Source organism: Paludisphaera mucosa, assembly GCF_029589435.1.
Classification (GTDB): Bacteria; Planctomycetota; Planctomycetia; order Isosphaerales; family Isosphaeraceae; genus Paludisphaera; species Paludisphaera mucosa.
The window spans coordinates 738224-760122 of sequence record NZ_JARRAG010000002.1; the positions used below are offsets into that span (position 1 = coordinate 738224).

Sequence of the window (21899 nt, forward strand, 5' to 3'; positions counted from 1 at the left end):
TCACAATCCGGCGAGTTCCCCCGCGGTTCGTCAGGGGCCGGGCGGCGAACTCGGGGCGTCCGGGTTCAACAGGGCCGGGGCCGACGGCGGGGGCGTCCGGCCGGGCGAGGAGGATTCGCCGCTCGCCTGCGACGTGAACGGCGCGAAGGTGGAGTCGGGATAGGGGAGCATCCCCGAGAACGACCCGTAGCCGCCCAGATCGCCGCCGCCGGTGGAGATCACCGGGCGGTCGATGACGAGCGGGCTGGGGCCGCCGTCGAAGTACTGCGGCCGGTCGGGCGTCGGGCCGCCGGGGCCGGCGTCGTGCGGGAACGGCGCGATCTTCGTCAGCTTGAAGCGGTCGAGCCCGGGGGCGGGATGGTTGTAGCCGGGGCCGCCGTAGAAGGGATGACCTCCCTCGGCGCCGGCCCCCAGGGCGTCGCCGCCGTAGCCGTGGCCCCGGTGGAACCCGAGGCCGAAGCCCTGGTACCCGGGATGAACCCCGGGCGGGCCGTAACCCAGCGTCCCGCCCGCATCCGTCCGGACCGCGCGGTGACGCCCGAGCCAGGAGAAGAGACCATCCCCGGCCGAGGTCGGCGTCTCGCAGCAGAGCCAGGCCCCGAACGTCAGGGCGAGCGCCCCGGTGAGCCGCCGTCGACCGTCCCTCGCCGTCGGATTCATCTGTGAATTCCCCCTGTCGAATGTCCTGACTGGTCCGGTCGCCGGCCGCCGTTAACGAGTCGCCGGAGGAGGCCCGTGGCCGACGCGGGGGAGATAGGCCGGCCGTTCCGTGTCCACGGCGACGGCGTCGCCGGGGTTGCGGAGCTGGGCGATCTCGCGCGCCGGGTAGCCCAGGGCGTGGAAGAGGTCGAACTGCGCCCGGTTGTACTCGGCGACCGTCGCGTAGTACTCGTTGAAGGCGACGCTGAGCAGGTCGAGCGAGTAGACCGCCTCCTGGGGCCGGAACGTCAGCACGAGGACGTCCCCCAGCCGCCGGGTCTGCTTCAGGCCCTCCAGGTGGCCGTTGAACGCGACGATGCCGGTTCGCAGGGCGCGGTCGGCCTGGAGGACGCGGGCGGCGGCCGACTGCACCCGCGCCCGGGCCCGCGTCACGTCCGCCGCGACCCCGTCCTGGGCCCTGCGGAAGTCGATCAGGGCCCGCGATTCGAGCCCGCGCTGCTGCTTGATCTTGGCGAGGTTGCCGAGCCCGAACTGCTCGAGCTGCCAGACCACCTGCAGGGTCACGTCGGACCGGCCCCGCCACTGGTCCATGCTGGCGTTGGGGCCCAGGCCGAAGATCCCCGCCTGGAGCGTGAAGCCGGGATGCTGGAAGCCGTTGACCGAGAGCATCGGCAGGGCGGGCCGCCATTTCTCGCGGTCGACCCGCGTCTCCGCGGCCTGCACCAGAGCCCGCCGCGAGGCCAGCTCGGGGCGGTTGGCGAGGGCGACGGGCATCAGGTCGTCGAGCGTCCGCCCGGGGTCGATCAGGGTGATCTGGGCGTGGTCGTGCTCGAGCGGCTCGACGACGGCGCGGGGGTCCAGCCGCAGCACCTGCGTCAGGTCCGCACCCGCCACCCGCCACTCCTGGCGGGCGAGGACCGAGCGCTGTTCGAGGTCGGCGACCACGTTGCGGGCCCGGGCGACCTCGTCCTTGGGGACCAGTTCGCGGCTCAGCTCCTCGACCTTGGCGATCAGGTCGCGGCCCCGTTCGAGGGTGTAGAGGGCCCCGGCGTAGGTGCCGCGGTACTGGTGGACGCGGAAGTAGGCGTCGGCCGTCTGCATCAGGGCGTCGTTCTTGGCGGCCTGGACGTTCCATTGCGACGAGTCGAGCACCCGGCGGGCGACCAGGGGCTGGAAGACGGCGTCGGTCACGTTGACGTACAAATTGAGCCCGGCGCCCCCCATGAAGTAATTGGCGCTCGGGGCGGTCATGATCCCCTTGTTGAAGTCGGGCCCGCCGCCGTCGTGGCGGGTGTAGTCGAAGCCGATCAGGGCCGTCGGCACCCAGACGACCTTGGCGCGGGTGAGCTGGGCCTCGGAGACCCAGACGCCGGCCTGTGCGGCGGCGACGATGAGGGGACGGGCGTCGGCCAGCCGCAGCGCCGCGGCCAGGTTGATCGGGAACCGCTGGTCGCCCGGGTCGAACGGGGCCGGCTTGAGCGCCAGGCTCTCGATCGCGCCGGCGGCGTAGGCCGAGGGCGACGGCAGCTCCGGCGGCGGCGACGCGGGTTCGGCCTCCTGCTCCGCCGAGGCGTCGGGCGGGCTCGCGGCCGCGGCGTCCTGGGGGGGCCGGCCGAGCGAGACGGCCGCGCCGGCCGGGGGCGCCGGCGGGACCTCGTCGCCGTGCCGTTCCATGAACCGGGCGATCGAGGGGGAGACCGAGGACGGGAACGCGTCGATCTCCGCGGCCGTGGGCGCGGGGGCGGGGCGCGCCGGCCCGTCGACGTCGTCCGGCCGTCGGGCGTCGCAGCGCGACGGGTCCGACGCCATTGCGGCGGCGAGCAGCCAGATTCGGGCGAGGCGTCCTGTCATGGCCTTCCACGACTCCCGATCAGAAGTAGCCGCCGAAGTCGATCCGGTCGGTCTGGGCGGAGACGAATTCGTAGATGTTCGTGACGGGCAGGCCGTACTTCACGCCCCGGCCCCCCTGGGCCCCGACGCCGAACGCGGTGATCTTGTCGAGCATGCCCGGGAACTTGGCGGGATCGTACTTGATCCGCTGGAAGATCGCCGAAGGGCCCGGGACCGCGACCGACCGCGCGCCGTCGAGGTTGAACTCGAAGCCGGACGTCACCTGCGAGGGGAGCGGGTAGTACTTCTTGGTCAGGACGTAGAAGACGATCCACTCGCCCGGCTTCCATTCCTGGTTCCCGGTCAGGACCGGGGTGTCGTACGTCTGCTGCGGGAACCGGACCTCGAAGCCGCTGGAGGCGTCGATGGTCTGCGCCGTGCCGTTCCTCACGACGATCGAGAGGATGTTGTAGGTCTGGCCCGGGGTCGGCGGCTCCTGCTGGACGTAGACCTGCTGGAACGGCGGCTTCAACACCGTGTTAAAGCGGTTCGGGTTCGTGATGCGGTAGACCAAAAAGCCCGAAGTCGGCTTCGCGGCCTGGGGCTCGGCCGCGCGGCTTTCGATCCGCGCCTGGACGGCCGCCCGGCGGGCGAGGGCCTCCGCGGGGGCGTCGGCCGCGACGAGGCCGCTGGGCAGCCGCCTGGGCTCCAGCCCCTCGACGCTCGGCAGGTATTTCACGATCGGACGCTCCGACACGACCACGCCCCTTCCGGTTCCAGAGTGAGAGACCCGAACCCCCTTCGCCGCGACTCGCCCGCTCAGCGGGTCGCGGGGGGCGGCCCGACGCCCACCGGGGGCAGGTAGTCGGGCCGGGACGTGTCGACCGGGGCCGCGTCGCCGGGGCTGCGGAGCACGGTCAGCTCGCGGGCCGGGTAGCCCAGGGCGTGGAACAGCTCGAACTGCGCCCGGTTGTACTCGGCGACCGTCGCGAAGTACTCGTCGAAGGCGACCATCAAGAGCTGCAGCGCGAAGACCGCCTCCTGGGGCCGGTTGACCAGGACCAGGACGTCCCCCAGGCGGGTCGTCTGCCGCAGCCCCTCGTAATTGCCGTTGAAGGTGATGACGGCCGTCCGCATGGAACGGTCGGCCTGGAGGACGCGGGCGGCGGCCGACTGCACCCGCGCCCGGGCCCGCGTCACGTCCGCCGCGACGGCGTCCTGATTCATGTAGAACTCGATGATCGCCTGCGACTCCCGCCCCCGCGCCTCCTTGATGCGGGCGAGGTTGCCGAGGCCGAGCGCCTCCAGCTCCCAGAGCGACTGGATGCTGACGTCGGCCCGGCCCCGCCACTGGTTCATGCTGGCGTTGGGCCCCAGGCCGAAGATCCCCGCCTGGATCAGCTCGGACGGGGTCTGGAAGCCGTTGAGCCGGAACGTCGGGATCAGCGGGCTCCACTTCTGGGCGCGGATCTGCAGCACGGCCGCCTGGACGAGCGCCTGATGCGCGGCCAGCTCGGGGCGGTTGACGAGGGCGACCGGCATCAGGTCGTCGAGCGTCCGCCCCGGGTCGATCAGCGTGATCTGGGCGTGGTCGTGCTCCAGCGGCTCGACGACGGCGCGGGGATCCAGCCGCAGCACCTGCGTCAGGTCCGCACCCGCCACCCGCCACTCCTGCTGCGCCAGGACGGCCTTCTGCTCCAGGTCGGCCAGCATGTTGCGGGCGCGGTCGATCTCGACCTTGGGGACCAGATCGCGGCTCAGGTCCTGGATGCGGCCGACGAGCTCGCGGCCGCGGCGGACCGAGTAGAGGGCGCCGGCGTAGGTCCCGCGGTACTGGTGGACGCGGAAGTAGGCGTCCGAGGTCTGCAGCAGGGCGTCGTTCTTGGCGGCCTGGATGTTCCAGTGCGCGGCGTTCAGGACCTGACGCGCGGCCAGCGGCTGGAAGATGGCGTCGGCCGTGTAGAGGGTGCCGGTCAGGCCGCCGCCGCCGTAGAAGAAGTTGACGCTGGGGGCGGTCATGATCCCCTTGTTGAAGTCGGGGCCGCCGCCGTCGTGCCGGACGTAGTCGAAGCCGATGTTCAGCGTGGGGACCCAGAGCAGCTTGGCGCGGGTGAGCTCGGCCTCGGAGACCCAGACGCCGGCCTGGGCGGCGGCGACGATGAGGGGGCGGGCGTCGGCGAGCCGCAGCGCCGCGGCCAGGTTGATCGGGAACCGCCGATCGCCCGGGTTGAACGGCGCCGGCTTGACGTCGAGCCCGGTCGCCAGCGCGGACGTGCCGTCGTCTTCGGGGGTCGCGGCCGCGGCGGGCAGCGCCGACGGCAGGTCGCCGTCGTCCGCCGCCTCGCGATCGGCCGCGGCGGGCGCGGCCGGGGGCGCCGCGGGCTCCTGGGCCCACGCCCGCTCCGAGCAGCCCCAGGCGACCAGCAGGGCCGCCGCCGCCCTCCGCATCCTTGCGGTCCGTTCCATCGCTCGATCCTCGGATGGGGCAAGTTCCGCGGCCGAATCCTTCCGGCCGCGCCCGTCGTGCTGCGCCTAGGGGTTCACAGGGTTTATCGGCCGCTCCCGACGTTCGGCATCGCGCCGACCGCGCCCGAATGCGCCGGTCGAACCGATTGCAACGCGCGGGCTCGCCCGGGCGGTCAGCGTCGGCCCTCGCCGATCGGGCTTTCGGCCACCTTGGCGGGCGCGGCCTTGGCCTCTTCGGGGGCGACTTCCACCGCGGCGCCGTCGGCCAGGATCGACAGGTCGCCGAGGATGATCTGCTCCGAGCCGTCGACCGGCTTCCAGCCCTCGTCGGTCTTCGAGTCGGGCTCGGCCGACGCCTGCAGGTTGGTGACCTCGTACCAGTCGCCGTCGTTCACGCCCGTCCGGACCTCGGCGCGGACCGCGTGGCCGTCGCGGTAGGTCCAGCAATAGGTGCTGTCCCCGCTGGTGACCAGGGCCGCGGCCGGCAGCGACATGGCGGCGGGCCGCTCGATGATGATCCTGGCGTAGGCGTACATCCCGGGGAGCAGTTGGCTGTCGGTGTTCGGCAGGTCGACCTCGGCGCGGAGGGTCCGGCTCTTGATGTTGAGCGCCCAGGAGGTCCGCGTGACGGCCCCGGGGATCGGCCGGTCGCGGAAGGCCCGGGCCAGCACGGTGGCCTTGGTCCCCACCTGCACGAAGTTCGCGTCCTGCTCGGGGACGTCGACGAAGACGCGCACGACGTCGGTCCGGTCCACCGTGTAGATGGGCGCCGCGGCCCCGTTGGGCGAGAGGTTCGGCGAGCGCTGGAGGGCCGTGGGGTCGCCGGCGGACGGGTTGACGAAGTCGCCCGTGTTGGCGTTGCGAGTGACGATCACGCCGTCGTACGGGGACGTCAGCGTGATGTAGCCGACCCACGCCTCGATCCGCTTCTGCTCGCTCTGGGCCACGCCCAGGTCGGCGCGGGCGACGCCGACGTCCACCTTGGCCTTGGCCAGCGAGGCCTGGCGCGAGAGCACGTCGGCGCGCGACTTCTCGATCGTCGCCCGGGCCGCGTCGCGGGCGGCGGCGTTGGACTTGAGCTGGTTGGTCGACTCCAGGAGGATCTGGGGGTCGACGACCCCGCGCTTGACCTCGCGGTCGAGCCGCTTGACCTCGGTGTCCCAGCGGTCGACCTCGGACTGGTACTTGCCCAGGATCGCCTCCGACTCCTTGAGCCCCGCCTCGGCCGCCTGGACGTCGGCCTCGGCGACCTGCACGAGCTTCAGGGCCAGCTCGACGCGCTCCTCGTCGAGCTTGACGGTCGCCTTCTTGGTCCCGAAGTCCTCGACCAGTTCGGGGACGAAGAGCGTGGCGAGCACGTCCCCCTTCTTGACCCTGTCGCCGATGTCGACGTTCCACTTCTCGATGTAGCCGGTGAGCTTCGGGTAGATCGAGGTCCGCTCGTAGCTCTCGATGAAGCTCGGCTGGCCGACGACGCGGACGATCTTGCGGCTCTCCGGCCTCGTCAGGCGGACGACCTGCGGCCGGGCGACGCTGGTGTATCGGCTCGCCTCCTCGCGGCCGCAGCCCGCCGTCGCCGCCGCCGCGAGCCACGTCGCGACGAGGATGCGGCCGGCGATGCGACGCGGGATCGAGGGCCGGGTGGCGGGGGGCATCGGGGACCTCCGGAGATGAAGCGGCCGGGCCGCGTGAAGGGAGATGTTCATCGGGAGCCTCCGCCGAACGGGTCTTCCGGACCCCGGCCCGGGCCGCCGGGCCCGGCGGCGTCGCCGCCGTCGAGGTCGGAGTCGGACGCCTGGTCGGTCCGGGTGAAGCCGAGCGCGTCGCGGAGGTCGTCGATGGTGTAGTGCGTGACCATGTCGTGCCGCTTGGCCCGCGACTCGTCGAGGATCTTGCGGAGGAAGACGAGGGCGTCCTGCTCGTGGCGGGACTCCGCGCCCCGGGTCTCGTCCCCGTCGCCCTCGTCGCCTCGATGATCGGGCACCGCGCGGCCGTGGCCGGCGACGTCGACGAAGACGTCGGGGTCGTAATAGGCGCTCTCGGGGTCGTCCGGGTAGATCGAGGGCGATTTCGCCGTCTTTCGGCCCATGACCATCGCGAAGACCGACGGCACCACCAGCAGGGTGGCGAAGGTCGACATGACCAGGCCGCCGATCACCGCCCGGCCCAGCGGGGCCTGCATCTGGCTGCCGCGTTCGAGGGCCAGGGCCATCGGCACCATGCCCACGCTCATCGCGCAGGCGGTCATCAGGATGGGCCGGAGCCGGTCCGCGGCCCCCTTCACGGCCGCCTCGGGCGCGGGCGCCCCCCCCTTCCAGTACTCGTTCATGAACGTCACCAGCATGACCGAGTTCGACACCGAGACGCCCAGGCACATGATCGACCCCATGAACGACTCGATGTTCAGCGAGGTGTTCGTGACGAACAGGATCGTCGCGATGCCCGCCAGCACGCCCGGAACGGCGCTGACGGAGATCAGGGCCGTCCGGGGCGACTGGAAGTAGGCCGTCAGCAGGACGAAGATGACGAAGACCGCGACGCCCAGGCCGGTCCCCAGCGCCTTGAACATCTCCAGCATCGGCGGGAGCTGGCCCATCGTCTCGACGCGGACGCCGCGGGGGGGCTCGCCGGCGGCCTCGATGGCCTTGGAGACCTGCTTGGAGGCCCGGCCCATGTCCTCGCCCTCGACGTTCGCCACCAGCGTCAGGTAGCGCTGGGACATGTCGCGGTCCACCTCGCCGGGCCGGACGCCGCGGTGGACCTTCGCCACGTCGCGGACCATCAGGTTGACCAGCGGGTTGACCGAATCGAGCGGCAGGGTCTCGACGTCCTCGGGCTTGTCGAGCCGCTTGGGCGGGATCTGGAGCTGCACCAGGTAGTCGAACCCCGTCGCGGCGTCGATCCAGTAGTTCAGGTTGGTGAAGCGGGTCGAGGCGGTGGCCATCACCAGCGCGTGGACCACGTCCTCGACCTTCGCGCCGCTGAGGCCGGCCTTCTCGCGGTCGATGTCCACCTCGACGGACGGGTAGTCGAGCATCTGCTGGAACTGGACGTCGCGGAGGAAGGGGATCTTCTTCATCTCCGCGGAGATCTTCTCGGCGTAGCGGCGGACCTCCTTCAGGTCGGTGCCGACCACCCGCACCGCGATCGGCATCGGCGACCCGAAGCTCATGACGTTGGTCACGATGTCGCCCGGCTCGAAGCCGAAGATCGACAGGGCGGCCTGGCGCTTCGCCTCGTCCTTCGCCAGCCCCCCCTGCTCCAGCCGCGCCTCCAGCCAGGGGACGACCTTCTCGGGCAGGACCTTGCGCAGCCGCTCGCGGAACGGGGCCAACTTGATGCCGCTCGACTCGGTCAGGGCCACGCGGAGCTGGCCGTCGTCGGGTCCCCGCATGAACAGCACCATGTTGTCGATGCCGAAGTTGGGCGCGACCTGGCCGACGAAGCCCATCGAGATCTGGATGTTCTTGGGCCCGGCCTCCTCCTCGATCACCTCCAGGCACTTCACGGCCATCTCGCGCGTCAGCTCGAAGTTCGACCCCGGGGGCGGCCGAAACCGGAGCACGAACTCGCCCGAGTCGATCTGCGGGAACAGCTCGGTGCCGACCTCCAGGCCGACCGTCCCGAGCACCGCGATGCAGGCCGCCAGGTAGGCCGGGACCACCAGCCAGCGGACCCCGACGAAGCGCGAGACGACGGCGCGGTAGGCCGTCAACAGCTTGTCGAACAGCCCGGGCTTCTCGTCGCCCCCGCCCTTGTGCCTCAGCAGGTTCACGCACATGATGGGCACGAACGTGCTGGAGAGGAGGTACGACGAGATCATCGCGAAGCCCACGCCCAGCGTCAGCGGCATGAACAGCGACCGCAGCGGGTCGCCCATGATGAACGCCGGGATGAACACCGAGAGGATGCACAGCAGGGCCAACAGCCGCGGGACCGCCGTGATCAGGTTGCCGTGCAGCACGGCCGAGGCGACGTTGTGCGTCCGCTTCATCTGCGCGTGGACGTTCTCCACCTCGACGGTCGCCTCGTCGACGAGGATGCCGATCGCCAGCGCCAGGCCGCCCAGCGACATGATGTTGATCGTGTTGCCCGTCAGCCAGAGCCCGAACAGCGACCCCAGCAGGGCCAGCGGGATGTTCGACACCACCACGATCACGCTCCGCAGGTCGCGGAGGAAGAGCATGATCATCAGGCCCGTCAGCACGGCGCCGATGAGGCCCTCGGTCGCCACGCTCCGGACGGCCGCCACCACGGTGGGCGACTCGTCGAACTCGAAGCCGACGGTCACGTCCTTGGGGACGGCGTCGCGGAACAGCGGCATCGCCTTGTGCACGTCGGCGACGACGGTCAAGGTCGAGCCGGTGTCCTTCTTGATGATCGGCAGGTAGACCGACTTGCGGCCGTTCACCAGCGCGTAGCCGTAGGTGATGTCGGTGTCGTCCGAGATGGTCGCCACGTCGCGAAGGTAGACGTTCAGGCCCAGCTTCACCGGGATGTCGCCCAGCCGCCGGATGTCGGTGACCGTCGCGTTGTTGGCCACGACCGGCATCGAGTCCTTGATGTAGATGTTGCCCGCCGGCGCGACGGTGTTCCCCTGCGCCACGGCGTCGACCAGCTGCTGGGGCGTCAGGTTGTAGGCCAGCAGCTTCTGGGGGTCGACGTTGACGACGATCGACCGCATGTTGGGCCCGAACGGCGAGATCGCGACCGTGCCCGGGACGTACTTCTGCACCAGCGGCCGGATGATGTTCTGCGCCAGGTCGCCCATCGCCCCCAGCGACGTCTTCTCGCTTTCGAACACGAGATAGCCGACCGGCACGCTGCCGGCGTCCATCCGCATGATCATCGGCGGCAGCGTCCCCTTGGGCATCCACGACATCGCTCGACTCGACATCGCCACGACCTGGGCCATGGCCTGGCCCATGTCGGTCCCGGGATAGAACGACAGCTCGCAGAGCGAGACCTGCTGGATGTTCCGGGTGTTGATGTCCTCCACGCCGTCGACGTACTGGAAGAACAGCTCCAGCTGGTTGACGATGAAGCCTTCCATCTGGTCGGGGCTCATCCCGACGTAGTCCAGGAAGACGTAGATCTTGGGCGTGTTCAGCGAGGGGAAGATGTCCACGCGCATCCGGCTGTAGGCCAGGACGCCGCTGCTGATCAGCGCCACCACCAGCATCAGCGTGGTGACCGGGCGGCGCATCGCGAAGACGATCGGATTCATGACTCGCACCCCAGGCCGATACCGGGCCGCTCGGTTCCGCGATGTCCCGACGCGGCGGACGGTCCGCCCGCGGGGACGCCTCCGACTGCGAGGGAGCGGGGCGCCCCCACATCTTAGCAGGCGTCTCGCGAGACGCCTCGACCCGACCGGTCGATCGGGCGGAATTTGCGACCTCCGCGCGGGCGGGCCGGGCCGCTTACTCCCTTTCGGAAGGTCGGCGCGAGGGATACGATGTGGCATTCGCGGCGGCGACCGGATCGTCGCGACGCTCTCCGGACCCCGCCCCTCGGGCGGCCCTCCCGTTCCCGCGCCAGGAGAACACGCGCCATGCGGACGTCATCCCAGCTCCGATCGCCCCTCGAATCGGCCCGACGGCTCACACGCCTCGGGGCGTCCTTGTTCGTCGCCCTCGCGGCCGGGGCCGTCGCCGCCCAGGGCCAGGGCGTCGGCCAGTCCTTGGGCCGACAACCTGGGCAGCCGCGCAGCGCGCCCGGCGTGGCCATGACCACGATCCGGGCCGACGGGATCATCAAGGCCCCGGCCCCGCACCAGGTCTTCCAGCGCGACGCCAACGGCAACGCCGACGTCCCGATCGTGCTCGACGAATCGCTCAAGGACGCGAAGAACATCCGCGCCACCGTGAACGGGCCCGCGGCGAATTTCGCGCCGCCGCTCGTCGACGGCAAGATCGCCGGCGTGCCGACTGGCGGGCCGTACACCGTCAGCATCGCTTACGAGCACGGCGGCTCCATCCAGCAGGTCGCCGTCGGCCCGATCTACGTCGGCGACCTCTGGGTGCTGGCCGGGCAGTCGAACATGGAGGGCGTCGGCGACCTGCTCGACGTCACGCCGCCGAATCCGAGCGTCTCAGCCCTGGGGATGGACGGCAAGTGGGGGCAGGCGACCGAGCCGCTGCACTGGCTCGTCGACTCGCCCGACCCGGTCCACTCGGGCGACCCGGCGAACCGCGCCGAGCGGTCGGCCCAGCAGCACAAGACGCGGACCAAGGGCGCCGGCCTGGGCCTGCCGTTCGCCGTCGAGATGGTGAGCGCCACGAACGTGCCGATCGGCCTAGTGACCGCCGCGCACGGCGGCACGAGCATGCAGCAGTGGGACCCCGCCAAGAAGGGCGAAGGGGGCAACAGCCTGTACGGCTCGATGCTCCGCCAGGTCCAGCTCGCCGGCGGCCGCGTCAAGGGCGTGCTCTGGTACCAGGGCGAGAGCGACTCGTCGCCCGACGCCTCCAAGATCTTCGAACGCGTCTTCGCCGACTTCATCGGGGCCGTCCGCAGCGACCTCGGCCAGGCCGACCTGCCCTTCTACTACGTCCAGATCGGCCGGTTCGTCAACGAGGGCGACCCCGCCGGCTGGAACCGCGTCCAGGAGGCCCAGCGCATCCTGCCCGACCGGCTGGCGAACACGGCCGTCGTCTCGGTCATCGACCTGGAGCTGGACGACGCGATCCACGTCGGCACCCAGGGCCTGAAGCGCGCCGGCCGGCGGCTGGCGCAGATCGCCCTCCGCGAGCAGTTCGGCCAACTCGGCGCGTCGACGCCGACCCTCGACCGCGTCGCCCTGGGCCCCAACAACACGCTGGAGGTCAAGTTCCGGGGCGTGAACCTGATCGACAAGTCCATCAACGGTCGGTCGATCGCGACGATGGCCGCCGGCCTGAAGCCCGCCACCCACATCGCCGGCTTCTCGATCCGCAAGGAAGACGGCACGCCGATCGCCATGATCTACGAGGCCCGCGTCGGCCGCAGCCGCGACGCCGTCGTGCTGAAGCTCGCCAGGCCCGTCCCGCCGGGCTCGTTCCTGTGGTACGGCCACGGCTACGACCCGAGCTGCAACCTGGTCGACGGCGCCGACATGGCCGTCCCCGTCTTCGGCCCGGTCGCCCTCGACCCGATCGCCCCGCAGCCCGCGCCCGCCGCGGCCTCCGCGCCGGCGCCCGCCCCCAAGCCCGAGGAGAAGAAGGCCGAGGCCGCGCCGATCAAGGCCCTGATCATCACCGGCGACGAGGTCGGCGCCCACGACTGGAAGGCGACCCACGAGGTCCTCAAGGGGATCCTCGCCGAGGGGGGCAAGATCGCCGTCGACGTGACGACCACGCCGGGCAAGGACCTGACCGACGAGAACCTGGCGAAGTACGACGTGCTGGTCCTCAACTACCGGAACACCGACAAGGGCGCCCCCGAGTCCAAATGGTCCGACGCCAACAAGGCCGCGTTCCTGAAGGCCGTGCACGACGGCGGCAAGGGCCTCGTCTCGTACCACTTCGCGTCGAGCGCCTTCACCTCGCCCAACTGGGAGGAGTACGAGAAGGCCCTCGGCGGCTGGCGGGCCCAGGGCTTCCACGGCCCGGCGCACGCCTTCACCGTCAAGAAGACCGACGCCAAGCACCCGATCTCAGAGGGCCTGCCCGCGCAGTTCGACCACGTGGTCGACGAGCTGTACCAGAACTCCAAGCTCCCCGAAGGGGCCGAGGTCCTCGCCACCGCCTACTCCGACCCCGCCAAGCCCAAGGGGACCGGCAAGGACGAGGCCGTGATCTGGGTCAACCCGTACGGCAAGGGCCGCGTCTTCAGCTGCGTCCTGGGCCACGACGTCAAGGCCCTGGCCGACCCCAACGTCCCCCCCTGGATCCGCCGCGGCGCCGCCTGGGCGGCGACGGGCAAGGTGGAGTGAGACGCCTCCGAGGCTTGTCCTTCTCCCCTCGTGGGATAAGGTGGCCCGAAGGGCCGGATGAGGGGGATCCCAATGGAGTCCTCGGACATCGAGGCCGAAGCGGCACGCGAACGACGACGGCCGGCGTCGGATGACGAGCCCCTCATCCGGCCTCCGGCCACCTTCTCCCACGGAGGGGAGGAGGACGATCCACCACCGCCCCGCGCGGGGATCATCCACAGAGCACATCATTCTTCAAGGATCGGAACATGAGAACCTTCTTCGTCGTGGGACTGACGCTCTCGACGCTCGCCCTCGCCGCGCCGCTCCGGGCCGATGACCAGGTCAAGGAGCGGCGGCTGTCGCGCGAGGAGTATCGCGACAAGATGAAGGCCGGCTGGATCGGCCAGATGGCCGGCGTGGGGGTCGGCGGGCCGACCGAGTTCCGCTGGCAGGAGGCGACCGTCCCGGCCGACAGGGTGCCGGCCTGGAAGCCCGAGACGATCAACCAGTTCGACCAGGACGACATCTACGTCGAGATGACGTTCCTGCGGACCCTTCAGAAGTACGGGCTCGACGCCACGTCGCGGCAGGCGGGGATCGACTTCGCCAACAGCAAGTATCCGCTCTGGCACGCCAACGCCGCCGGCCGCAAGCGGCTGCGCGAGGGGATCGCCCCGCCCGACAGCGGCCACCCCGCGTTCAACGACCACGCCGACGACATCGACTACCAGATCGAGGCCGACTTCTCCGGCCTCATCGCCCCCGGGCTCCCCAACACGGTCATCCGCCTGGGCGAGACCTTCGGCCGGCTGATGAACTACGGCGACGGCCTCTACGGCGGCTGGTTCGTCGGCGCCATGTACTCCGAGGCCTTCTTCGAGACCGACCCCGAGAAGATCGTCCTCGCCGGCCTCGCCGCCATCCCCAAGGGATGTCAGTACCACGAGTGCGTCTCCGACGTGATCGCCTGGCATCGCGAGAACCCGAAGGACTGGGAGGCGACCTGGAAGAAGATCGAGGCCAAGTACCAGAAGGACCGCGCCTACCGCCGCTTCTCGTGCAGCAAGGCCGAGAAGGAGCCGTACAAGTTCAACATCGACGCCAAGCTCAACGGCGCTTACATCGTCATGGGCCTGCTCTACGGCGAGGGCGACCCCGAGAAGACCATCGTCGTCTCGACCCGCTGCGGCCAGGACTCCGACTGCAACCCGTCGAACGCCGCCGGCGTCCTCTTCACCAGCATCGGCGCCGCGAAGCTCCCGGCGAAGTACACGAGCGCCCTCGACACCCACACCAAGTTCAACTCGACCGACTACGCCTTCCCGGACGTCCTCGCGGTCTGCGACGACCTCGCCGCGCAGGCCGTGGCCAGGGCCGGCGGCCGGGTCGAGAAGTCGGCCGACGGCGCCGAGACGTTCGTGATCCCCGTCGAGGCCGCCCGTCCCGGCCCGCTCGAATCCTGCTGGGAGCCCGCCGCGAAGGCCGACAGCCGCTTCACCGCCGCCGAGAAGGCGAAGATCACGGAGACCGACAAATGAGCCGGCGCGTATCTATTGCGATCCTGCCGCTCGTCGCCACGCTCGCGCTGGTGACGTCCTCGCGGGGCGACGAGCCCCGGAAGATCGACCTGCGGACGAAGGCGGGCGTCGAGTCGGTCAAGGGCGAGTGGCGCTGGCACGACGTCACGCTCGTCCCCGTCGCGGGCAAGAACCCGGACGGCTCGCCCAACAAGACGTACAACTACGAGCCCCGCGCCATGGCCGCGGACTACGACGACGCGAAGTGGGAGGTGATCGCCCCCGAGACGCTCAAGGATCGCCGCTCGACGGGCCAGATCTGCTTCTGCTGGTACCGGATCAAAGTCACGCTGCCCCCCGGGGTCGAGGGGAAATCCGTCTTCTTCCAGACGGTCGTCGACGACTACGGCGAGGTCTGGGTCGACGGCAAGCTGCCGTACAAGGTGGGCCAGGCCGGCGGCAACGTCGCCTCCGGCTTCAACTACCCGAACCGCGTCGAGCTGGCCGACCCGCAGCCGGGCAAGACGTACTCGCTGGCCGTCTTCGGCATCAACGGCCCGATCTCGGTCACGCCGACCAACTGGATCTTCCTGGGCCCGACGTTCCTGGAAATCGTCGACAAGACCAAGAAGTGAGGATGCGTTGACGAATCCCGACGCCCCGACCGACGCGACGCCCGCCCCCGCGCCCCCGGCCGAGACGCCCTCCCCGGAGGCCCCGCCCGTCGCGGCCGGCCGGGTGGACTCGGTCGACGTGCTGCGGGGGCTGACGATCCTTTTGATGGTCTTCGTCAACGATTTGGGCCATGCCGCGCCGTCGTGGCTGCACCATATCGAGCCCCCCGACGCCGACGGCATGACGGTGGCCGACCTGGTCTTCCCCTGGTTCCTGTTCATCGTCGGCGTGTCGATCCCGCTGGCCTTCCAGTCCGCCTTCGCGCGGGGGGCGACGACGGCCGGGCAGGTCGGCCACATCCTGCTGCGGACCGTGAGCCTGCTCTTCCTGGGCGTCGTGTACGAAGGCGCGGGCGGCGACCGGACGCTGGGCGGGGCCCGGTGGACGCTGCTGGCCTTCGTCGCGATCATGCTGGCCTGGACGAGCCCGCCGCGCGAGCCGGGACGCAAGCGGACGACCTTCCTGGTCCTGAAGGGGCTGGGAGCCGTCGCCCTGATCGCGCTGCTGGCGATCTACCGCCGGCGGCCCGCGGACACCTCGCTGCTGTTCTACGGGCCGGTCGAGGGCTGGCCCTGGTTCCGTTCCGAATGGTGGGGCATCCTGGGGCTGATCGGCTGGGCCTACCTGACCGTGGCGCTGCTGACGCTCTGGCTGGGGAAGCGCCGCGAGTGGCTGATGGGCGCGCTCGGCGTCCTGATCCTGCTGCACCTCGTGATGAACCAGGGCGGGCTGTTCAAGCACGTCGAGAGCAAGGCGTGGCTCGCGCCCGTCGGTCCCGCCGTGTCGTGGCTGCGCGGGGTCGTCGACTGGATCGGCTCGTACGTCGGGATCGGCGAGGCGACGGGCTCGCTGGCGGCGATCACGATGGCCGGCTGCCTGCTGGGGTCGATCCTGCCGAGGGGGTCCGACGTGGCGACGCCCCGCGAGCGGACCTCATGGACGCTCACCTTCGCCCTGGGCCTCTTCGTCGCGGGCCTCGTCACCGACGGCTTCGCGGGGATCAACAAGATCGGGGCGACGCCGACCTGGTGCCTCTGGACGGCGTCGCTGGCCGCCCTGCTCTGGTTGGCCCTCTACCTCGTCGTCGACGTCGCGGGTTGGCGCGCCTGGTCGATCGTCGCCCGCCCGGCGGGCGCCAACCCGATCCTCGCCTACTTCCTGCACCCGATCGTGACCGAGGCCCTCTCGGTCGCAGGGATCGGCGGCCAGGTGATGGCCTACAAGGACTCGGCGAACCCGGGGATCGTCGTCGCCGGCTCGCTCGGCATGGCGCTCTTCGTCTGCGCCCTCACCGGCCTGCTCGCGCGGCTGGGGCTGAGGGTGAAGCTATAAAGGCGAGCGCCTCGGCCTTCTCCCCTCGGGAGAAGGCGACGCACAGCGGCGGATGAGGGTCGTCGGAGTTCGGATGGCGTGACGGATCACGAGGGCTTCCTCGAAGCGCCATGACCCTCATCCGGCCCTTCGGGCCACCTTCTCCCGGGGGGAGAAGGGCGATCCTCGGCGGCTCACGCGCCGACCACGCCGTTGCTCGTCTCCGCGGCCGGGGCCTCGACGGGGGCGCAGCCGGCCTCGCCGGCGCAGCAGGGGCGCGGGGGGAGGATGTGGCCCATCTTGTCGCGCTTGGCGTCGAGGTACTTCTGGCGCTCGGCGTGGGGCGGGGCGATGATGGGGACCTGGTCGACGACCTTCAGGTCGTAGCCGTAGTAGACGAACGCGTTGGTCTTCTTGGGGTTGTTCGTCAGCAGGCGGATCTTGGTCAGGCCCAGGTCCTTGAGGATCTGCAGGCCGATGCCGTAGTCGCGCATGTCGGCGCGGTGGCCGAGGGCGAGGTTGGCCTGCACGGTGTCCATCCCCTTGTCCTGCAGGTTGTACGCCCGGATCTTCTCGATCAGGCCGATGCCCCGGCCCTCCTGCGGCAGGTAGATCAGCGCGCCGACGCCCTCCGAGCCGATCATCTCGAGCGCCATGTGGAGCTGGTCGCCGCAGTCGCAGCGGAGCGAGTCGAGCAGGTCGCCGGTGAAGCACGAGGAGTGGAGCCGGACCAGCGGGGCCTCGACCGACTGGAGGTCGCCCATCACGAAGGCCACCGGCTCGTTGCCCGGCTCGTGCTGCACGCGGTAGCCCAGGATGCGGCCGTTGCCGTACCGCGACGGCAGGTCGGACTCGGCCACGCGGTTGACGAGCTTCTCGCGCATCCGGCGGTAGCGGATCAGGGCCTCGATCGAGATGATGGGCAGGCCGTGCTCGCGGGCCACCGCCTGCAGCCGCTCGCCCCGGGCCATGCCGACGCCGTCGGTGATCTCGCAGATGACCCCGGCCGGCGTCAGGTTCGCCAGCCTCATCAGGTCGACGGCCGCCTCGGTGTGCCCCGCGCGGCGGAGCACCCCCCCCTCCTTGGCGACCAGCGGGAAGAGGTGCCCGGGGCGCAGGAGGTCGCCGGGCTTGGTGGCGGGATCGAGGATCGCCGCGACGGTCCGCGCCCGCTCCTCGGCGCTGATGCCGGTGCGGCACGACGCGTGATCGACGGGGATCGTGTAGGGCGTCTCGTGGGCCGAGGTGTTGTGGTCGACCATCGGGTTGAGCCGCAGCCGGTCGGCGACGTCGGGCATGATCGGCATGCAGACCAGGCCGCGGCCGTGGGTGATCATGAACTCGATCACCTCGGGCGTCGCCCGCTCGGCCGCGACGACGAAATCGCCCTCGTCCTCGCGATCCTCGTCGTCAACGACGACGATCACCCGGCCGATTTTGAGGGCCTCGATCGCGTCCTCGATCTTCGAATACTCGTACCGCATCGACCCATCCATCCTTTTGCGGACCGAAAGCCACGTCGCCGGGCTGCGCAACGTCGAGAAGCCCCGGTCGCCCCGGGCCTGCTCCATTCTACGCGCGAGGTCGACCGAAATCAGGTCGCAGCCCCGTCGAAGGGGTCGGAGACGCCTCGCCCGAGCCCGAGTTGCGCCGTCCGCGGGCCTGCGGACGGGCCGTTTCTAGCGGACGCCCGCCTTGTCGGCGACGACCTTGAGGTCGAAGCCCGGGGCGGCGTAGACGACCTTGCCGTCGGCGGCGATCACGACGGCGGAGGGGACGTCCTTGACGCCATAGGCCGCGGAGGCGGCGTCCTGGGGGTCGACGAGGATGGTGGGGAGTCCGGCGACGCCCTGGATCCGGGCCTTCACCTGGTCGGCCGTGTCGCCCATGCTCACGACGAGCAAGCGGGCCCGATCGCCCAGGGCTCGGTTCAGCGCGGCGACCTGGCCGAGCGACTCGCCGGAGCCGGCGGCCCAGGTCGCCCAGAAGACGAGCACGGTGGGCTTGCCGGTGGTCGCGGCGAGCGCGACTTCCTCGCCTTCGAGGTTGGCCAGCGCCAGTTCCGGCGCCGGCTTGTCGAGGATCGAGGGCGTCCGCGCCGCGATCATGGCGGCGAAGACGTCGTCGACCCGCTTCGCCTCGGCGGGGACGGCCAGGACGAACGCGGAATCCGGCACGTCGACGTCGAGCGTCCAGGTCAGGTCGGAGCGTCGCGCGGTGACGAGCTTCGGGCCCCCCGGCGCGGCCGACTCGAAGGTCAGCTCCATCCTCCGGAGCAGCGGCGCGTCCTTGGGGCCGACCCACATGACGACCGGCATGCCGTCGTAGTCGACGCGGAACCGGGTCGTCGGCACGCCGTCGACGACCTCCTCGCCGTCGACCGAGGCGGAGCGGGCGTGCCGCAGGACGTGCTCGCGCAGGTCGGGCCGGGCCATCACGCTCAGGCCCGAGGCGTCCAGGGTCGACTCGACGATATGCTGGTGATAGACCTGCACGCCGGGGTCGGGCCCTTCGTATTCGGCGTAGAGGCCGTCGGGGACGTAATAGGTCACGAGCTTGCGGCCGTCGCAGGCCACCCGCAGGGCGGGCCGCTCCTCGGCCTCGCCGAACGCGGCCCAGTCGGAGGCGACGGCGAATCGTCCGGGCCGGCTGGCGACGATCGTCTGGGTCGACGTCGACCCGCTCACGGCGTCGGGCCCGCCGGCGGGGTCGGTCAGGGTCGACTTCACGCGGGCCGCGACGGAGTAGCTCTTGAGCCCCGCCATCGTCGCCTGGGCCTTCTCCAACGTCGCGACGAATTCGGGCGCCACGCGTCCCGGCTCGGCGAGCGGCTGGTCGGCGAGGGCCTGACCGAGGAGGGTCAGGGCCAGGACGAGGGAAGACGCGAGCATGATTCGAGGCTCCTGGGATTCGTCGGGGCGCGTCGGACGTCGGCTCGCGGCCGGCTCAGGGGAGCATCTGGTTCATCCGCCGGAGGGACTGGTCGGCGGCGCGGAACTGGGCGACCATCGGCCCGCCCGCGGCTCCGACGATCGCGTTCATGTGCGCGGTGATCGTGTCGGAGTGCCGCAGGGCCAACTCCAGGGCGCCGCGGAGCTCGCGCCGCGGGGCGCCGTCGCGGACGCGCTGATAGAGCCCCTCGAGCGCGCCGCGGAGCTGCTGGGCCTCGGACTGGAACTGGCGACCCTGCTTCACCTGGTTGACGTGGGCGCCCAGGGTCTGGAGATAGCCGTCGAGCTGGCCGATCGCCTCGTTGAGGAGCGAGACGAACTCCGGGCCCGGGCGGAAGCCGTGGCCGGGGCCGACGGGAGGCCGGGGCGGCCGGATCCCCGGCGGCGGCAGGATCGGAGGTTGGATCGGCGGCTGGATCGGGGGCGGGCCCCCGTAGGCCGGGTCGGGGGGCGGCGGCCGGACGATGCGGTTGGAGCCCGGCGGGTACGCGGGGTCCTCGATGGGTCCCCTCGGGTCGATCGCGAAGAAGCCGCAGAGCCGGTCGAGCTGCTGCCGGACGCCGACGATCGCGTCGCGGGTCGGCGGGTCCACCGCCGCGATCGTCGGGTAGAGGAACAGGTCCCAGGCGACCAGGCGGATCTGCTGGACCATCTGCCAGAGGTCCTCGGCGCGGGCCGTGGAGGTCTGCATCCCCTGGAAGTACCGGTTCTGCTCCAGCAGGCTCGCGGCCGAGGCCGACGCCCGCACGCCGGCCGGGTCGCGACGCCCCGCGAGCATCTGGCTCGCGCGGTCGGCGGCGATCTGCAGGTTGCTCGTGGCGGCGCCGACTCCGCGCGCGTCCCACCGGGGGTCGCGGTTCGGCGGCAGGCCCGGCGAGCCGGCGTCGTACGAGCCGATCACGCTGCGGATCTGATACGAGAGCCGCTGGATGCGGTCCAGCGCGTTCGACGCCCGCGGCGCGCTGACGCGGCCACCGCCGAGCACGCCCGCCAGCGCCGTGTAGGCGCGGTCCACGTCGAGGAAGGCCCCCTGGAGATTGGGCGCGCCGCGCCGCGCCTGATCGCGGAAGGACGCGGCCGACCGCGCCAGGGCCTCGGCCCGCATGCCGGCCTGGTTGGCCAGGTACGACCCCGCCAGCTCGTAGCGGACGTCGTCGGCCGCCTGCCGGGCCTCGTCGGCGAGCGAGTCGGCCAGCCTCGGCAGGCTCCCCGAATCGGGCCGCCCCGGCGGGAAGAATTGCGGGGCGCCGGGATACGACTGCCCCCGGGCCGCCGGATCGGCGAGCGCCGCGAGGAGCGCGGCCAGGGCGAGGATGCGGAGCGGCATGGCGGTCGACTCCGTCGCGATCGGGTGCGGTTCCAGAGGATGCCCGACGATGCAGCTCGCGCGCCGCAAATCGGTGACGAGAGGCGGACGGCCGCTCGAACGCCGGCATCCTTGTTATAGGTCCGGTTGACACGTCGAGCAAGCCGCGGGCGCCCCGCTTCCTCACGGTTCGTGGGCGGTGTACCATTCCCCGGGCGGGCGACGCGCGGCGCGTCGAACCTCGGCGAGGGAGGCGGGTGATGGACGATCGGGTGCGATTCTCCCTGGACGAGGTCCGCGAGTTGGTCGCGTCGGTGCTGACGCGGCACGGGCTGGCGCCGGCGCACGTCGAGGCCTGCGCCGACGTGATGACGGCCGGCGAGCGCGACGGCGGCGGGTCGCACGGGATCTTCCGGCTGCTGATGTGCATGAATTCGATCCGCGCGGGGAAGGTGACGCTCGACGCCGAGCCGGTCGTGCACGACGTCGCGCCGGGGGTCGTCCGCGTCGACGCGGGCGGGGCGTTCGCGCCCCTGGCCTTCCGCCGCGGGCTGCCGCTGCTGGCGAAGAAGGCGAAGGCGGTGGGCGTGGCGGCGATGGCGGTCAACGATTGCTGCCACTTCGCGGCGCTCTTCCCCGAGGTCGAGGCGATCGCGCGCGAGGGCCTGGTCGGCTTCGCGTTCACGCCCAGCCACGCGTGGGTCGCGCCGGCGGGGGGCTCGCGGCCGCTGCTGGGGACGAACCCGATCGCCTTCGGCTGGCCCCGGCCGGGGGGCGACCCGTTCGTCTTCGACTTCGCCACCAGCGCGTCGGCCCGGGGCGAGATCGAGCTGCACCGCCGCGAGGCCCGGCCCACGCCCCCGGGATGGGGCGTCGACCCCTCCGGCGAGCCGACCACCGACGCCGACGCCATCATGGCCGGCGCGATGCTCCCCTTCGGCGGCCACAAGGGCTCGGCCCTCTCCCTCATGGTCGAGCTGATCGCCGGCCCCCTGATCGGCGACCTGACGAGCGTCGATTCGATCGCCTTCGACGACGGCGCGCGGGGCGCCCCGCGCGGCGGCGAGCTGCTGCTGGCGATCGACCCGTCGCGGATCCTCGGCGCGGCCGCCGGCGACCACCTCGCCCGCGCCGAGGCGATCTTCGACGGCGTCGTCTCGCAGGGCGCGAGGCTCCCCTCGCTCCGCCGCTACGAGGCCCGCCGCCGCAGCCTGTCCGAGGGTGCGCTCATCCCTCGCAAGCTCGTCGAGGAGGTCCGGGCGCTCCTGGACTGACCCCGACGGCCG

14 protein-coding genes are annotated in these 21899 nt (G+C 71.3%); 5 read left to right on the forward strand and 9 right to left on the reverse strand.

Annotation, left to right across the window (positions count from 1 at the left end; genetic code table 11):
• Nucleotides 1-30: 30 nt before the first annotated feature.
• The 6 genes from PZE19_RS12580 to PZE19_RS12605 all read right to left on the reverse strand — a co-directional run bounded on the left by PZE19_RS12580 (nt 31) and on the right by PZE19_RS12605 (nt 10183).
• A complete protein-coding gene (locus tag PZE19_RS12580) occupies nt 31-660 on the reverse strand; it encodes a hypothetical protein (RefSeq protein ID WP_277860970.1) in 630 nt (209 codons plus the stop codon).
• Between the two features lie 51 nt (nt 661-711).
• Entirely contained in the window at nt 712-2511 is a 1800-nt protein-coding gene (locus PZE19_RS12585) for a TolC family protein (protein WP_277860971.1), read from the reverse strand.
• A 19-nt stretch (nt 2512-2530) separates the two neighbouring features.
• The gene (locus tag PZE19_RS12590) at nt 2531-3247 is read right to left on the reverse strand and encodes a hypothetical protein (protein WP_277860972.1); all 717 of its coding nucleotides are present in this window, start codon (nt 3245-3247) and stop codon (nt 2531-2533) included.
• Nucleotides 3248-3309: 62 nt separating this feature from the next.
• Nucleotides 3310-4956 carry a TolC family protein gene (locus tag PZE19_RS12595; protein ID WP_277860973.1) on the reverse strand — a complete coding sequence of 549 codons (1647 nt, stop codon included), beginning with the start codon at nt 4954-4956 and terminating at the stop codon, nt 3310-3312.
• A gap of 173 nt (nt 4957-5129) precedes the next feature.
• A complete protein-coding gene (locus PZE19_RS12600) occupies nt 5130-6611 on the reverse strand; it encodes an efflux RND transporter periplasmic adaptor subunit (protein WP_277860974.1) in 1482 nt (493 codons plus the stop codon).
• A 47-nt stretch (nt 6612-6658) separates the two neighbouring features.
• Complete coding sequence (locus PZE19_RS12605) at nt 6659-10183, reverse strand: efflux RND transporter permease subunit (RefSeq protein WP_277860975.1); 3525 nt, start codon at nt 10181-10183, stop codon at nt 6659-6661.
• A 327-nt stretch (nt 10184-10510) separates the two neighbouring features.
• Here PZE19_RS12605 and PZE19_RS12610 point away from each other — a divergent pair, with 327 nt between their 5' ends.
• The 4 genes from PZE19_RS12610 (at nt 10511) to PZE19_RS12625 (ending at nt 16377) form a co-directional block, all read left to right on the forward strand.
• On the forward strand, nt 10511-12871 hold the full coding sequence (locus PZE19_RS12610) for a sialate O-acetylesterase (RefSeq protein WP_277860976.1): 2361 nt from the start codon (nt 10511-10513) through the stop codon (nt 12869-12871).
• Between the two features lie 248 nt (nt 12872-13119).
• The gene (locus PZE19_RS12615; RefSeq protein ID WP_277860977.1) at nt 13120-14391 is read left to right on the forward strand and encodes an ADP-ribosylglycohydrolase family protein; all 1272 of its coding nucleotides are present in this window, start codon (nt 13120-13122) and stop codon (nt 14389-14391) included.
• Nucleotides 14388-15005, forward strand: a complete 618-nt coding sequence (locus PZE19_RS12620; protein WP_277860978.1) for a hypothetical protein — start codon at nt 14388-14390, stop codon at nt 15003-15005. Before PZE19_RS12615 ends, PZE19_RS12620 begins: the two co-directional genes overlap by 4 nt.
• A gap of 7 nt (nt 15006-15012) precedes the next feature.
• Complete coding sequence (locus PZE19_RS12625; RefSeq protein ID WP_277860979.1) at nt 15013-16377, forward strand: DUF5009 domain-containing protein; 1365 nt, start codon at nt 15013-15015, stop codon at nt 16375-16377.
• A 173-nt stretch (nt 16378-16550) separates the two neighbouring features.
• On the opposite strand, the gene ribA is transcribed toward PZE19_RS12625, so the two are convergent.
• The 3 genes from ribA to PZE19_RS12640 form a co-directional block, all read right to left on the reverse strand.
• Nucleotides 16551-17840 (reverse strand): GTP cyclohydrolase II, encoded by a 1290-nt coding sequence (gene ribA / locus PZE19_RS12630; protein ID WP_277860980.1) that lies wholly within the window; start codon nt 17838-17840, stop codon nt 16551-16553.
• Nucleotides 17841-18035: 195 nt separating this feature from the next.
• On the reverse strand, nt 18036-19247 hold the full coding sequence (locus PZE19_RS12635) for a DUF2092 domain-containing protein (protein WP_277860981.1): 1212 nt from the start codon (nt 19245-19247) through the stop codon (nt 18036-18038).
• A gap of 55 nt (nt 19248-19302) precedes the next feature.
• A complete protein-coding gene (locus PZE19_RS12640; protein ID WP_277860982.1) occupies nt 19303-20634 on the reverse strand; it encodes a hypothetical protein in 1332 nt (443 codons plus the stop codon).
• Nucleotides 20635-20873: 239 nt separating this feature from the next.
• On the opposite strand from PZE19_RS12640, the gene PZE19_RS12645 reads away from it, so the two are divergent.
• A complete protein-coding gene (locus tag PZE19_RS12645) occupies nt 20874-21887 on the forward strand; it encodes an Ldh family oxidoreductase (RefSeq protein ID WP_277860983.1) in 1014 nt (337 codons plus the stop codon).
• Nucleotides 21888-21899 lie beyond the last annotated feature (12 nt).